14 protein-coding genes and 4 pseudogenes are annotated in these 12,899 nt (G+C 67.5%); 9 read left to right on the forward strand and 9 right to left on the reverse strand.

All coding sequences use genetic code 11. The features are described 5' to 3' along the window. The 4 genes from S1361_RS37905 to S1361_RS40115 form a co-directional block, all read right to left on the reverse strand. Positions 1-2,400 (reverse strand): CHAT domain-containing protein, encoded by a 2,400-nt coding sequence (locus S1361_RS37905; protein WP_208036324.1) that lies wholly within the window; start codon positions 2,398-2,400, stop codon positions 1-3. A gap of 18 nt (positions 2,401-2,418) precedes the next feature. Continuing rightward, positions 2,419-2,883: a hypothetical protein gene (locus tag S1361_RS37910; protein ID WP_208036325.1), complete on the reverse strand. Its 465-nt coding sequence runs from the start codon at positions 2,881-2,883 to the stop codon at positions 2,419-2,421. Between the two features lie 100 nt (positions 2,884-2,983). Further along, positions 2,984-3,238: a hypothetical protein gene (locus tag S1361_RS37915; RefSeq protein WP_208036326.1), complete on the reverse strand. Its 255-nt coding sequence runs from the start codon at positions 3,236-3,238 to the stop codon at positions 2,984-2,986. Between the two features lie 468 nt (positions 3,239-3,706). After that, a complete protein-coding gene (locus tag S1361_RS40115; RefSeq protein ID WP_341829364.1) occupies positions 3,707-3,919 on the reverse strand; it encodes a hypothetical protein in 213 nt (70 codons plus the stop codon). Between the two features lie 330 nt (positions 3,920-4,249). Here S1361_RS40115 and S1361_RS37925 point away from each other — a divergent pair, with 330 nt between their 5' ends. Next, positions 4,250-4,591, forward strand: coding sequence for a VOC family protein (locus tag S1361_RS37925; protein WP_208036327.1), 342 nt, complete (start codon positions 4,250-4,252; stop codon positions 4,589-4,591). A gap of 305 nt (positions 4,592-4,896) precedes the next feature. Here the strand turns inward: S1361_RS37925 and S1361_RS37930 are convergent. After that, a pseudogene (locus tag S1361_RS37930) lies at positions 4,897-5,088 on the reverse strand (IS5/IS1182 family transposase); the annotation flags it as partial. Positions 5,089-5,219: 131 nt separating this feature from the next. Here S1361_RS37930 and S1361_RS37935 point away from each other — a divergent pair. Continuing rightward, complete coding sequence (locus tag S1361_RS37935; RefSeq protein ID WP_208036328.1) at positions 5,220-5,567, forward strand: VOC family protein; 348 nt, start codon at positions 5,220-5,222, stop codon at positions 5,565-5,567. 110 nt (positions 5,568-5,677) lie between these two features. Here S1361_RS37935 and S1361_RS37940 read toward each other — a convergent pair whose 3' ends face one another. Next, positions 5,678-6,394 (reverse strand): class I SAM-dependent methyltransferase, encoded by a 717-nt coding sequence (locus S1361_RS37940; protein WP_243769464.1) that lies wholly within the window; start codon positions 6,392-6,394, stop codon positions 5,678-5,680. Positions 6,395-6,668: 274 nt separating this feature from the next. Here S1361_RS37940 and S1361_RS37945 point away from each other — a divergent pair, with 274 nt between their 5' ends. From S1361_RS37945 to S1361_RS39735, 3 genes and pseudogenes are all read left to right on the forward strand, one after another. Then, the gene (locus S1361_RS37945) at positions 6,669-6,893 is read left to right on the forward strand and encodes a hypothetical protein (RefSeq protein WP_208036329.1); all 225 of its coding nucleotides are present in this window, start codon (positions 6,669-6,671) and stop codon (positions 6,891-6,893) included. Positions 6,894-6,974: 81 nt separating this feature from the next. Further along, a complete protein-coding gene (locus S1361_RS37950) occupies positions 6,975-7,271 on the forward strand; it encodes a hypothetical protein (RefSeq protein ID WP_208036330.1) in 297 nt (98 codons plus the stop codon). A gap of 535 nt (positions 7,272-7,806) precedes the next feature. After that, positions 7,807-8,007, forward strand: a pseudogene (locus S1361_RS39735) (DUF402 domain-containing protein); the annotation flags it as partial. A 114-nt stretch (positions 8,008-8,121) separates the two neighbouring features. On the opposite strand, the gene S1361_RS37960 reads toward S1361_RS39735, so the two are convergent. Beyond that, positions 8,122-8,679, reverse strand: a complete 558-nt coding sequence (locus S1361_RS37960) for a TetR/AcrR family transcriptional regulator (protein ID WP_208036331.1) — start codon at positions 8,677-8,679, stop codon at positions 8,122-8,124. A 103-nt stretch (positions 8,680-8,782) separates the two neighbouring features. On the opposite strand from S1361_RS37960, the gene S1361_RS37965 reads away from it, so the two are divergent. Next, positions 8,783-9,379 carry a DUF2867 domain-containing protein gene (locus tag S1361_RS37965; protein ID WP_208036332.1) on the forward strand — a complete coding sequence of 199 codons (597 nt, stop codon included), beginning with the start codon at positions 8,783-8,785 and terminating at the stop codon, positions 9,377-9,379. 624 nt (positions 9,380-10,003) lie between these two features. Next, positions 10,004-11,224 (forward strand): alpha/beta hydrolase family protein, encoded by a 1,221-nt coding sequence (locus tag S1361_RS37970; RefSeq protein WP_243769465.1) that lies wholly within the window; start codon positions 10,004-10,006, stop codon positions 11,222-11,224. A gap of 118 nt (positions 11,225-11,342) precedes the next feature. On the opposite strand, the gene S1361_RS37975 is transcribed toward S1361_RS37970, so the two are convergent. Further along, entirely contained in the window at positions 11,343-11,501 is a 159-nt protein-coding gene (locus S1361_RS37975; protein ID WP_208036334.1) for a hypothetical protein, read from the reverse strand. 212 nt (positions 11,502-11,713) lie between these two features. Beyond that, positions 11,714-11,959, reverse strand: a pseudogene (locus tag S1361_RS40120) (hypothetical protein); the annotation flags it as partial. A 146-nt stretch (positions 11,960-12,105) separates the two neighbouring features. On the opposite strand from S1361_RS40120, the gene S1361_RS37980 reads away from it, so the two are divergent. Together S1361_RS37980 and S1361_RS37985 are read left to right on the forward strand one after the other, a co-directional pair. Continuing rightward, complete coding sequence (locus S1361_RS37980) at positions 12,106-12,351, forward strand: hypothetical protein (protein WP_208036335.1); 246 nt, start codon at positions 12,106-12,108, stop codon at positions 12,349-12,351. A gap of 38 nt (positions 12,352-12,389) precedes the next feature. Further along, positions 12,390-12,760, forward strand: a pseudogene (locus S1361_RS37985) (transposase); the annotation flags it as partial. Between the last annotated feature and the right edge of the window lie 139 nt (positions 12,761-12,899).

Raw genomic sequence — 12,899 nt, forward strand, 5'->3', positions numbered from 1 at the left:
TCACGCTCCAAAGGCTTGGAAATGAGCCCAGATACTGGGTAGGGGTGTGGTGTTCCGTAACGCGCCCGGGGGACTGTGGCGCCGCCATTCCTCAAGAAGACGTAGTTGCAGCTCACGCAATCCGGCGAAGTGGTCGTCAGGTTGTACGGCTAGGTCGATCAGCATGTCATCGAGTGCCAAGGTGAAGGATGTGTGCTCGATGTTGACGGACGTGACGATCAAGCGGCGCGCTCCGGCGAGCATGGCCAACGGTGCGAATCCGAGGCTTTCGCCGCCGTTTCGCTCACGGCCGCCCGACGTGGAACAGCAGGACATCACGACGGTGCTCGGGAGGCCGAGTAGCGGGTGTCCGGTCCGCTGATCACGCGCGGCGAGCAGACCGCTTGGTAGCACTCCGTCGGCGAGAGCGACGCCGGAGGAACCTGGATCGTTCGGCGCCCAGTGGTAGTGCGTGCGAAAGAAGACCACACCTTCGGTGCCGGGCGTGCACGTGCGCATGAACTGAACGACATTCGTCGCCCGAGCCTCCAACGAACCGGCTGTCTCGGCACACCGTTCCTTCGCGGTAAGAACGGAGCGAGCCCGGCGTGCAAGTGGCGGATCAGCCGGCCCGTCGGTAGGAAAGTAGTCGCAGGCGAGCAAGAACGGCAATTCGCCCCGCCGTTCGGCGGTGGCCCTCCCATCGAACTGATCCAGGATGGCAAGTGACGGCAAGAAGCGCAGTTCGAAGCGTTCTATGAGTCGCGTGACGGGACTGGTGGCCATGTCCACGGGCAGGATCGGCCAGGGGATGGGCGCCAGTTCGGCTGCGCAAGAAAGCAGCAACCGTTGACCTGGAACGTTGTGTTCACGGACTTCGGCAGGCAGTAGACGAGTGAGCGCAGATGTGAAGGCCAACTCCTCGGAAGCATCGGCGAACTCGAGGTACCCCGTCAGGTCGAAGTCGCGGACGCTCGGCGGCATCTGCCACGAGGGTGTGATCTTGTACCGCAGGCTTGCGATGCTCAGCGCCTGGCACAGACCGTCATCCGACAGGAGGTTGATCACACCGCCCGTGAACGGCCTGCTGTCGCGGGAGAGCACCCAGTAGATCAGGCCGTCTTCGCACCAGCTCGACCACCACAGGTCTTGCGGCCGGCTGTGACGCCGCATCACTTGTTCCGCATCGAGTCTGGAGCGAGCTTCAGACAAACCGTCTGCGGCGCGTGCCTCCGCGAGAGCTGACACACCTCCGACATAGACATCGGTGTACCCGGTGACGTCGGCTCGCGAATCGAACAGGTCGCCGACCGCGTCCTGATAGGGCGCGGGCAGGGTTTCGGGGTCAATCTTCCGCAGCGCCGTCGATGGGCGCGTGTTGTACAGCCCCGTCGCGAGTGTTTGGTCGAGCTCATCCGCCGATCCCGTCAGGTCCGAGGTTGCCTGGAGTCGACAGGCCTCTATCAATTCGAGCAGCAGTCGCCAGTCCGCCTGTTTGGCGGCGAAGGCGAGGGCGTCCTTGCGGCTCCGCAGCAGCGTCGCGTTGAGAGCACGTCGGAGAGTGGACGACCCCATGCGATAGCGCTGGTCGTCATAACGGGTCCACACCGTGAGGTGGTCGCGCATAGCCACGTCAAGATTGCCCGCACGCGCCGAGGCGATACCACTGGCCTGCATGAGACGGGCTTCGGTCATCGGATCGGCTCTGAAGGCAGTGCACAGTTCAGTCAGCAGTTCGGCGGCGCGCGCGGGGTGGCCTAGGCGGAGGAGCCCGTTCGCCGCGAACAATGCGCACTGGGCTCCCAGGTCAGTCGGGAGATGTCGCAACATGCGAGCGGCAGCGAACAGTTCGTCGGCCGAGCAAGGCCGATGACCGGTTCGCTGCGCAAGGACGACCAGCATGCTGCGGATGGGCTCAGGAAGATCTGCTGGGTTGTGTTTGGGTACGAAGGTCACAAGCTGATCGGGAGCATCGGCAGCGGCAAGTGCGCAGACTGTGTAGGCGATGGCCAGTAGATCACGGTCCGACTCTGGGAGCGTCTTGAGGTACTCGAGCGCGAATTGCGCAGCACGCTGCCGCATCCCGATGCCCCCGTATATGGCGGCGAGGGCTCTAGCCACCCGGGCGGCACCACGCTTTGACTCGTGGCTGGGGTGTAGTTCGAGGTAGCCGGCAGCGGCGCCGATCAGTCCCCCGATACTGAGTTCGAGCTCTTGTCTCCGGTCGAGTAGCGCTGAGAGTTCCGTTGCCTCTGCAACGAGCATCCGTCCCGAGCGACGGTGTGTCCCCGATAGGACGTCTAACGCTTCGCGTGCCAGGTCGCGGGCGGCTTCGACCGTCTGGCTGTCATCCGGTTCAACGGAGGCAAGGAGGTTGCGGGCTGTATCGAGCAGACGTGCGGCACGGCGCACTTCGAGCATTGAGTCTCCAGGGCACCGTCAGTCAGCGATCGGTTCAATCGCGGTCCGGATTACAGCGGCGGCCGCGTCGGTTCGGCCCTTCTGCAGTGTGATCGTCGCACTCGGCGATCCCGAGATGTCCAGAAGCGCGGCACCCCGCATGCCCGGCGCGGCGCCGGTTCGTAGCTGAACCGAAGTGATGCTGGCTACGGGAATCGTCAAAGTTGAGACGGTCTTTCGGAACAAGCCTGTCTTCCAGGCGATCACCAAGCGGTCCGTGAGTACCACGGCGAAACATTCCGCCCGCAAGTCAGACCTGATGATGAAGGAAGGGAAGGCGAGTTTGCACAAGTCGCTTGGTTGTACGAGCTGAGCGAGCTCACGTTTGACTCGCTGATACATGAGTGCACCGGCCTGCCCGGCTTCGAGATCACTGATTGCCGTCGCATAGTTGGTCAAACCGTCGATGATCTTCTCATCCACATCGTCCTGCAGATTCGACACCGAAGACCTCCGGCCCAGCGCACATCGGGTTTGGCAGCGTATCAGCGCATGATGTGATGCACAGGGCATTCGGTAGATATGAGGCTGTAAGTATCGTCAGTCAGCTGTGCTGCAGGCATGAGCGGCAATGGGTTGCCGGCCGCAGGATGGTCAGGCAGCGGAACCGGCACCGGCACGGGGTCAGAGGTCTGTCCGTGCCGGCTTGCTCCGGGGAGAGGGAGCGGGCGAAGACGTGGATCCCGTCGATGTCGAGATCGTCGGTCCATCCGTCGAAGACGGTGCAGGGAGTGCCGATGATGTCGGCGAGGTATTTCACGTGCGAGGCCGCACCGGCCTGGGTGACGCTCCAGGCCACCGGTGCCCAGGCCGGGGACGTCTCACACAGCCCGTCAGCCCGACAGCCGACAGCCCGACAGTCCGGCAGCCCGCGCCGGCCGCACACCTGACACGGCAGTGCCTGACGGGCTGCCTCGGCGGCGGCCGCAGCCGCACGCTCGCGCTCGACCCGCTCCTGCTCAGCAGCACGGGCGGCATCCCGGCGGGCCTGCTCGGCAGCAGCCTGCTCCCGCCGCCGTGCGAGGTTCTCCGCGTCGATGGCGGCCTGCTCGCGCAGCCGGTCCTCCAGGACCCGGCGACTCTGACGGTCGGTCAGGCCGGGCAGCTCCCGGTCGACCTGCGCCGCGATCTTCGCGCGCCGGCCTGTGTCCGGGGCTCGGCGGTTCCGCCCAGAGGTTGCGCGGGTCGTTGGGGTCCCGCCCAGCTGTAGTGAGACCAGATGGTCGTACTCGGCGTCGTGCAGGCTCGCCTTGTCGGTCTTGTAGCCCTACGAGGCGGCGTTCGCGACCTTCTGACGACCCGTCACCGAAGTCGGGGGACGGATTTTCGAGGTGTACCCGTGTGGGTTGCAGATGGTGGCCTTGAGGGTCCGGGTGGTGACCTTCGGGTTCAGCGCACCGGGGGCACAGTGGCTGTCGGGCAGCGGCTGGGCGTGGTCGCGCCGGTAGTGGCAGGCGCCTGGTGCCGGCTGCTTCTGCACGGTGTAGTGGTCCTGGAGCCGGGCCCGTAGGGAAGGAATGAGTTGGTGGCGCCGGCCGGACTCGCGCCGAGGGCGAGTGCGGCACTGGCGGCAAGCATGCCCGCAGCAGTGAACGCACGGTGGTACGTAGTCATGGACTCCCCGTTCCGCCGACCGCAGAGCACATCGGCGGCGGCACGGTCACTTCCCGCGAATTGATTTTTGTACGCCGGTCGCGCCGGCAGTTGACATCTCGTCGACCAGCACCCCGTGCGGCGCAGAGTCGATGTACACGAGCACGGGCAACACCCAAGTCAGGCCGGACGATGCGATGGTGTGATGATGTCGGTCATGGCTATCGAATCAGTGGTCGTGCGGCAGCGCGTCGAGAACCTGGACGCGGCTGTGCCCTTCTACGAGAAACTGACCGGAAGCACCGCATCCCGTTTCGCCTTCGCCGGGGTCACTCTGGCAAGCGTCGGCCCCTTCCTGCTGTTCAGCGGCCCGGACGAGGCCGCGCAGCGAGTTGCCGGCGTGGCGGCCACCCTGGCGGTCGCAGACCTGGATGCAGCGGTGAAGGAAGCGGTGGCGGCAGGCGCCGAGGTGATGGCTGCTACGTCCCCGACACCGAATGGCCACCGCGCCGTGCTGCGGCACCCCTACGGCGGGGTCTACGAGTACGTCGGTCCCTGAACCTGCGGCCGCGCCGCGGACCCCGTGTGGCGCTGGATCGAGCAGGTCCCCTCCGTGGGTGGTGCCATTGCAGCACGCTGGACCCTCCGGGAAGGGCCTGGGCAGGGGCCCCTCAGCGTGTTCGGCGCGGTGCTCATGCACCTGTGGACTCTCCTTCACACGCCGGAGACGGGCGACTCAGCACGCAGCGACGGATTAGCCGCACTGGCGCGGCAGTGCCTTGCCTGACCCGGCTTCGCCGAGGCCGAAACAGCGGAGACTGCCTACCAGCTAGCCTTGGCGCGGATCGCGGACGTCGCGCTCTAGGTGAGGTTCGTGCGGTAGTACACGGCCACCAGCAGTACCCGCTCGGCCAGCGGAAGACACCACGGCCGCCCACCACCGGGGCCATTCCCGCCCCGCTCGCGCACCACGCGCAGCAGCTCCTCGAACCGCCCCATGCGCAACCCGGTGAACGTCTCCACCCACACCGGCTCGGCCCTCAACACCCCACCCATACAGGCAAATGCCCGCCACCAGGCCTTCTGCAACATCCTTTAGGGCGTGTATCGAAAGTGCGTCCGGTGGTGGGCGTGTCGTAGTACTCCTGGGGAGACAGAGACACCTTGGTTCTCGTTTGGAGTCGTCGATGGCCGTTCGTCGTGTCGTGCCCAACATCCAGTCGGAGGCCGCGCAGGAGAGCCGGGAGTTCTATGGCCTGCTGGGCTTCGAGGAGGTCATGAACCACGGTTGGATCATGACGCTCGCGTCCCCGTCCAGCCCGGCAGCGCAGATCAGCGTCATGACCAGTGACAAGACCGCGCCTGTCGCCCCGGACATGAGTGTCGAGGTGGACGACGTGGATGCGGCTTATGCGGTCATGCGGGCGAGCGGCGCGGAGATCATTCACCCCTTGCAGGACGAGGAGTGGGGAGTGCGGCGGTTCTTCGTCCGTGACCCCAGCGGACGGGTGGTCAACGTGCTGGGTCACCGCTGACGGCCCTCCCGCACCCCTGGTGAAAGTGCTGGTCACAGCTCAACGCGGTGCCATCGCCGTGACTGACGCGCGGCAGCCCGGTTCGGGCGGGCCTTGCGAGCCCACCCGGATCAGCAGAATGGTCGGAACTCCTTGAAGTCCGGCGTCGGGCGCGGATCGGGCAGCCGGTAGGCGCCGATCCGCGGCCGACCGCTGGCCGGGTCGGCGGTCCCGTCGGCCAGAGCGCCCGGTATCGAACGCCACCCCAGATTGGTCTCGAAGTACGCCACGGCAGCGCCGACGGATGGCCACCAGACATCGTCGAGCAGTACGACGCCGCCAGGTCGGACGATCTCGCCCAGGAAGTGGAGGTCGACGAACACGTTGTGGAAGTGGTGGCTGCCGTCGACGAACGCCGCATCCGCGGCGAAACCCGCGTCGGCCAACCGGGCAAGGAACCGCTGCGATGGTTCGCTCACCAGCTCGGCGATGTCGTCCAGGCCGGCGCTGCGCAGCAGCTCCCACCCGACACCGTCGTACGCCGTGTACTGGAACGGGTCGATCACCACATGCCGCGGGTTGCGTGAACCGGTGCGCAGCAACGCCTCACCGATCGCCAGCGCCGAACTGGCATAAGCGAGCCCGATCTCGACGACCGTGCCGACTCGCTCATCCACCAGGAGGTCACGTACCTGATCACAGTCGCGCTCGGGCAGCGTGACGGTGGCGAAGTCCGGAGCGCCATCGGGACTCCGCGGCGGCCCGTGCTCGGTGAGCTCGCGGCGTACGGCAGCCACTCGATCCCGCCACTCGCCTGCCACTCCGCCCGCTTGCACGATCGAGTTCACCAAGCACACTCCTTCTGGCTGAGGGACAGGACGTGGCCAACTGTGACACTCAGAACGGCCAACTGAAGCGCTCGGTCACATGTCTACGGCCGCCGCGCCCACCGTGCGGCGGCCGGATATTCCGTCACCCAGCGACGATCAGGAGGCTCGTGTGAGCCCCCCAGTTCCCCGATCCTGTCGTCCGCAGGTTCTCACACCCGGCGCGGCCGAGCCTCGCCAGCCGGTCGACCGGGCGAAGGTCGGCCGCCGCGCGGTCCGCCGGCGCGCCGCCGGGATGACGTCCACCGAGGCCGCGGCCGCGCTCGAGGACGCCCGGCTAAGCAGCACATGGACCGCGACCGCGAGGGCCTGGCCGAAGACAAACGCGGCCGGAGTCGCTGAGTGGGAGCGCATCACGCAGCTGCTCGCCACCACCGGCGGCGTCTACGACCCGGCGGCCGACGCCGTCCTCCAGGACGAGCTCGCCGCCGACCGGGGAGCCGCAGAAGCCGAGCAGTAGCGACTGTAGGCACCACAGCAGCCCGCCGCCCGCGCTGACGAACTCGCCGCGCTCGCCGGGGCCGGCAGACTCGACCGGACCATGGAGAGCCGGCCGGGAGACAAGGCCGCCCCCGACCTCCTGGTCCAGCGCGGCGACTACCGCCGCCCGAAGCACGACGGCTGGCTGGCGCAGGCACTCGCCGACCGCTCCGGCCATTACGCCGACCCGGCCGCCCGCATGGCCGCCGTCGGCTCGCTGCCCGTCCAGGTGCGCACCCACGCCGCCCTACTCGCGGTTGAGCCCGAGGGCCTGCCGACGGGCGGCCGTGAGGCGGAGGGACCCGCTCCAGGAGGTTACGAGGCGCCGCACCGGGTGTCGCTGTTGCGCAGGCTGTGAGTGGTGTCGTTGAGCTGGTAGGACCGCAGGTCGCTGATGGTGCCGCCTTCTCGTCCGACGCGGACGTGCCGGCCGAAGTAGTTGTCCTTCTGGTAGACGCGCGCGGTGACTGCTGTTGTTGATGACGGAGCTGCCCTTGCCGCGCGCTCGGCGACAGGGACGCTGTGATCAAGGTCCGTGAACAGTTGCAGGCGGGAGCCAAAGTCTCCTACGGCGTGCAGCAGTGAACCGCCAGGCGCTGTTGCACCGAGAACACGAGATGCGGGGCTCTACCGGCGGCGGACCGGCACAGCCCCGCCCGCGCATGGTAGTGCTCTGACCGATTCACCGGGGAGACTGCCAAGTAGTCTCCTGATCATGACCGTCGCCGAGGTTCTCGTCTCCGTGCGCAAGTTCGACGGCCGTCTGCATCGGCACCATTCGATGGTCCGTCCTTGGTGGGGCCGGGCACGGAGTATGGCTGGTTACGCAGGTCGGGACGATCTACAGCAAAGGCGGAGTGGGGCCGGTCTACAAGACTGAGGAGCCGCGGGTCATGCTCTTTCCCCGCGATGCCTGGTCGACTGCGCTCTTCCAGACGGCTCCTGCTGACCTGGATGTCTACTGCGATGTCACCACGCTGCCTGAGTGGCCGAACACTGCAGAGGTCACCATGATCGACCTGGATCTCGATGTGTGCCGGATACGAGCGACGGGTGCCGTTTTCGTCGATGACGAGGACGGGTTCGCCCGTCATCGGGTTCAGTACGGCTACCCGCTGGAGGTGGTGGCGCAAGCGACCGCGGCAGCCGAGTCGCCGGAAGCAGTCGCACGCCACGGGAAGCACTCGGTCGTGGCCCGTGCCTCGCCTCTACGTCAGCAGCCGCTCCCGCGCCAGCTCCATCACCTGCGCCCGACTGAGCCCTCCGTGCTCGGCGGCGATGAAGTAGCTGCCGATCCGCAGGGAGAAGACGAGCATGCACCGCAGCTCGACCTCCTTCTCGTCGGGGCAGAAGGCCCCGAACAGTGCGCGCAGGTACTCCATGCGCCGGTTGTCCACCCGCCGCAGCCGCGCTGCCACGTCCTCGTCGCGCCGCGCCCAGTCGCGGATGGCCAGCTCCGAGGCCACGCCCGTCACCGGCCCGGTGGCCGCCGCAGTGATGGTGAACAGCCGCTCCAGTCGGGCCCTGGCGTCCCCGCCCCCGGCATCCACCCGCTCGATCACGGCCTCGGCGGCCTCCCGCTCCCAAGCGTCGAGCATCTCGCCGAGCAGCGCGTCCCGGTTGCGGAAGTATCCGTAGAACCCGCCCTTGCTGACGCCCAGCGCCTGCGCCAGCACCTCGATGCGAACGGCCTCCGGACCGCCGGCGGCGAGCGCCCGCATTCCCTGCTCGATCCAGGCGCCGCGCGGCGTACGGGTGACTCCCATGCCCTGCCTCCTCGACTCACCGGATGTACGGACCCGTATAGACGCCTCCGTACACACAGGGCTAGCCTAGGTCTATACGCCACCGTATAGACAGGGGCTCGGCATGAGGCTTCCCAAGACTGCCCACACTTCCCGTCCCTGGCGCATCCACGCCATCGCCCACGACTTCCGCCTCGAGGACGTCTGGGCGCTGCCCACTCCGGGCAGCGCCGACGACTGGCCCCGTCTGGTCGCCCTCTTCAGCGGCGCAGGCCCCGCGCAGGAACCGTTCGTCACCTCGCCCGTCGCCCGCGCCCTCTTCACGATCCGCTGGAAGCTCGGTGCGCTGTTCGGATGGGACAAGCCGGACGCCGGCCTGGGCGCACGGGTGCCGACCCTGCGCGACCGGCTGCCCGATGACCTCCGCCAGGACCTGTCGTCCTCCCGCAACCCCCGCTTCACCCCCGTCTACGAGACCGAGGGCGAGTGGGCGGCCGAGATCGCCAACCGCACGATGCATGGCGTGCTCCACCTCGGCTGGGTCCCGGACGGCTCCGGCGGCTACCGCGGGCAGATGGCCGTCCTCGTCAAGCCCAACGGTCCCTTCGGTCACCTCTACATGGCCGCCATCAAGCCCTTCCGCTACCTCGGCGTCTACGACAACCTGCTGCGCACCATCGGCACCCGCTGGCAGGCGACCGCTCCCGCCCCCAAGCCCTGACGCCCGCCGCCACTCCGACCGGGTTTGGTGCGCACGGGGGACGCACCACCCACATGCACTCGGACGAGACCTGCAGCCGATGCGTCCAGGGCGGTCACACGCGGTGAACCGACACGTCACCCGGGGCTGACCAATCTCGCGACCGCACCAGCGAGGGCGGCGCTTTCTGCAATGGCAAGCAGCCGGCCGGCAGAAGGTCGTCGGCCTGTTCACTCGGGGGCTGCTGCGCGGTGGGTGGGACGGGCTGCGCGGACGTCGTCCGTGGTCACCGGCCCCTACCCGGTCGTCCGCTCCTGCGAAACCGGCCGCTGCGCCTCGTACGCGACCAGGCGGCCTCCGGGGATTAACGATGACGGGGAAGACCAGCCCGGAGGGCTATTCGGGGCACGTGTGGGCGTCGTGCGGTGTGGCGGGAGGAGCAGGGTCATACATTGGGCGCCCATGAGACCCGTACCGTCTGACGATGCCCTCGGCCCAGGACGGCGTAGCGCTTTGTCCGGGCTTGTTGGTGTGGCGGGGGCTGCCGTGTTCGCTGCGGGCTGTACCACCACGCAGGCCTCCTCGGCGCAGCCTGCTGTCTCCGGTACGGCTTCCGCGTCTGCCGGCGGGCCCACGCCGGGGGCGATGACGCTGTTCGACAATCCGGAGTTCAATTTCAATGCGCTGTTGGCGCTCGGCGGCTCGGATGAGGGCAGCGGTGATGTGGGCGAGGTGCTCACGGCCGTGAACGCGATCAACAACAGCGGTCTGTCGGCGCAGACGTACGTCGAGACCTTCAAAAGGCTTGGCGACCAGCTGATGAGGGCACCCCAGGGAGCCGAACCCGACCGGGAGACCAGACGCTTTCGGGCGTTGAGGGCGTCGCAGTACTACTCCCAGGCGCTCTTCTTCGTCCTGGGCTGCGACGACCCGGGCAGCGAGGAGCAGCTGTACAAGGCGTGCCGCGGCGCGTGGGATACGTTCTGCGGGCTGTGCGATCCGGCGCCGGTGACAGCGCAGGTTCCGTACGGAACGACCCCGCTGCCCGTGTGGTTGTTCCGACCCGACGCCTCGGGCCGCCGCCGTCCTACCGTGATCCTGACCAACGGCAGCGACGGGCAGAACGTCGACATGTGGACGTACGGCGTGCGTGCCGCACTGAGCCGGGACTGGAACGCCCTCGTCTATGACGGTCCGGGGCAGGGGCAGCTGATCTTCGTGGACCAGGTGGTGTTCACCCCACGCTGGGAGACCGTGGTCACGCCGCTTGTCGACTGGCTGACCGCCCGTTCCGACGTGGACGCCGGCAAAATCGCCCTCACCGGCTTGAGTATGGGGGGCGACCTGGCCCCGCGGGCCGCGGCCTTCGAGCAGCGCATCGCCGCGCTGGTGGCGATGCCCGGCTGTCTGAATCCGTGGTCGGGTTTCGGGGAGCTGCAAAAGGTTCTCACTCCGAGCAGGCAGGAGACCAACGACGTCTGGAACAAGGAGGTCGCCCCACAGCTGTCGCCTGCACAGGCCGCGACGGTGAAAAAGCGCTTCGAGCCCTTCTCCGTGCCGGCGATGCTTGCCGCCCGCCAGGGCAGGCTGTTCACCGATTTCTACACCCCGGCCAGGCTCATTGCGTCCCTCGACATCACGAACGTCGTGGGCCGTATCAAAGCCCCCACGCTGGTCCTCGACTACGACTTCGAGCAGTTCTACCCGGGTCAGCCACGCCGGATGTTCGACAAGCTGACGGCCCCGAAGAAGTACGTGAAGCTCACCGCAGCGACCGGTGCGCAGCTGCACTGCTCGCCCATGGCGCCGCGGCAGCATGGCGAGGTCGTCTTCGACTGGCTGCAGGAGACTCTACGGGGGGTGTGACCTGCCACGTGCCGTGTGCCTGATTGCGGGGCGTGGAACGGCTGCGGGGGGTGAGTGGCGGGCAGTTCCTCTTTTCCCGGCTTTCCCTGTCTTCCCGGTGTGCGGTTGGTGTTTCTCTTCACCGGAGCTCCGCCTCGTCGGGCTGGGCGCCGTCGGCCGGTCGGACATACGCCACCAGCTGCTTGTCGGCGTCCGTCGCGGCCGTCGCGGTCACCAGGGCTGGGCCTACGTCCCGGTGCCGCTGCAGCACAGCCTCGATCTCATCCGGCCCGCTCAAGAACCATGTCGGTGTCGGTGATCTCGTACACCCGCGGCACCGGATACACACATGCCGCAAGGTGCGTCGTCAGGTGTGACTCCAGACCGGTGGGCCCCCGTGCCGGTATCGCCGGAGCACCCTGGACTCATCCAGGGCATACACATCAGCATCCCGGCCCTGCGCGATCAACTCCCTGCGGTGCACTCTGTATTGATGGCCCAGCCCTCGCCAACAGGGCGAAGCACTAGCACTTGTCGCAGTCGCGGCACTTCGACGTTCCCGTTGTTCAACGCGTCGTACATCGCGCCGTGTTCGCGCCGATGTTCGGCCACCAACGTCAGGTCCACGGGCGCAGTCACCGGCCCGTCCGCGCAGCGCATCGGCCAGCTCGAACAGCGCGTCCCGCGGGCGGTCAGGCAGTCGAAGAAGTCGTCTCGGAAGTGTGACGCACACGACCGCCGTACTCGGCTCGTCATTGCGGCCCTCAGCCAGGCGGACGGTCTCGCGCAACCGCTCGTGCGACTCGGTCACCAGCCCCGCGTCCCGCCAGCGGGCGTTCCACGGTGTCGCCCCGGGTATTACCCCTTGGGCGTTGGACCAGCCACGAGCGAAGGGGGACACCATGGGAAGCGGACGCACCCGTCTGGACAGGAGGCGTGTCATCGGCCTTCTGATCGCCGTTGTGGCGGTCGCCCTCGAGATACCCGTGAGCCTGCTGGTTTTCCGCGATCACCTGATCTGGGCATATCCCCTCTTTCAGATCCTGCTCATGGCGCCGATCATCAGTCTGCTCGTGGCGTTCACGGACGACGACGACCCCCCGGGCCCCAGCTACCAGGGCGACGGCGGGATCGGCCTCGGCCTCTAACAGGCCATCTCAATTGGTGCGTTCGATAACCTGCTGGGCTGCGGATCGTTGAGCGGCTGGTGCCGGATGAGCTGTGGGAACTGTTCCAGAGGGTGGTGCCGGAGGCGCCGATCCGTCCACAGGGCGGAGGCCGGCGTCGGCACGGTGACCGAGAGGTGCTGGCCGCGATCGTGTTCGTGGCGACATCGGGCTGCACACGGCAGCAGCTGCCGTCCGCCTCGTTGGGGCCGTCTGGAGCGACGGCTCACCGGCGCTTCGCGGAGTGGTCGAAGGCCCGGGTGTGGGCGAAGCTCCACCGCCTGGTCCTCGACGAACTCGGTGCCCGCGGCGAGCTGGACTGGTCCCGCTGTGCGATCGACTCCGTGAACATGCGGGCTTTGAAAAGGGGGAGCTGACAGGCCCGAATCCTAATGGCAGCCCCGACCCCCATGCCCTCCGCGCGAACACCGCGCTGACAGCCCTGAACGCCTATCAGGAGGGCCGCGAGGCTGGGTCGCTAGTCTTGACCTGCCGCACCGGCCACTACACCGCCCTGGCTGGGGCCGGCG

Source organism: Streptomyces cyanogenus (assembly GCF_017526105.1).
GTDB classification, from domain to species: domain Bacteria; phylum Actinomycetota; class Actinomycetes; order Streptomycetales; family Streptomycetaceae; genus Streptomyces; species Streptomyces cyanogenus.

What these genes read in the sequence shown, in the direction of transcription:
- S1361_RS37905 (WP_208036324.1), bottom strand. Translation starts at nt 2,400, where the DNA reads ATGCTCGAAGTGCGCCGTGCCGCACGTCTGCTCGATACAGCCCGCAAC.
- S1361_RS37935 (WP_208036328.1), top strand. Translation starts at nt 5,220, where the DNA reads ATGGCCGTTCGTCGTGTCGTGCCCAACATCCAGTCGGAGGCCGCGCAG.
- S1361_RS37965 (WP_208036332.1), top strand. Translation starts at nt 8,783, where the DNA reads ATGAGGCTTCCCAAGACTGCCCACACTTCCCGTCCCTGGCGCATCCAC.
- S1361_RS37970 (WP_243769465.1), top strand. Translation starts at nt 10,004, where the DNA reads ATGACGCTGTTCGACAATCCGGAGTTCAATTTCAATGCGCTGTTGGCG.
- S1361_RS37945 (WP_208036329.1), top strand. Translation starts at nt 6,669, where the DNA reads ATGACGTCCACCGAGGCCGCGGCCGCGCTCGAGGACGCCCGGCTAAGC.
- S1361_RS37960 (WP_208036331.1), bottom strand. Translation starts at nt 8,679, where the DNA reads ATGGGAGTCACCCGTACGCCGCGCGGCGCCTGGATCGAGCAGGGAATG.
- S1361_RS37950 (WP_208036330.1), top strand. Translation starts at nt 6,975, where the DNA reads ATGGAGAGCCGGCCGGGAGACAAGGCCGCCCCCGACCTCCTGGTCCAG.
- S1361_RS37925 (WP_208036327.1), top strand. Translation starts at nt 4,250, where the DNA reads ATGGCTATCGAATCAGTGGTCGTGCGGCAGCGCGTCGAGAACCTGGAC.
- S1361_RS37980 (WP_208036335.1), top strand. Translation starts at nt 12,106, where the DNA reads ATGGGAAGCGGACGCACCCGTCTGGACAGGAGGCGTGTCATCGGCCTT.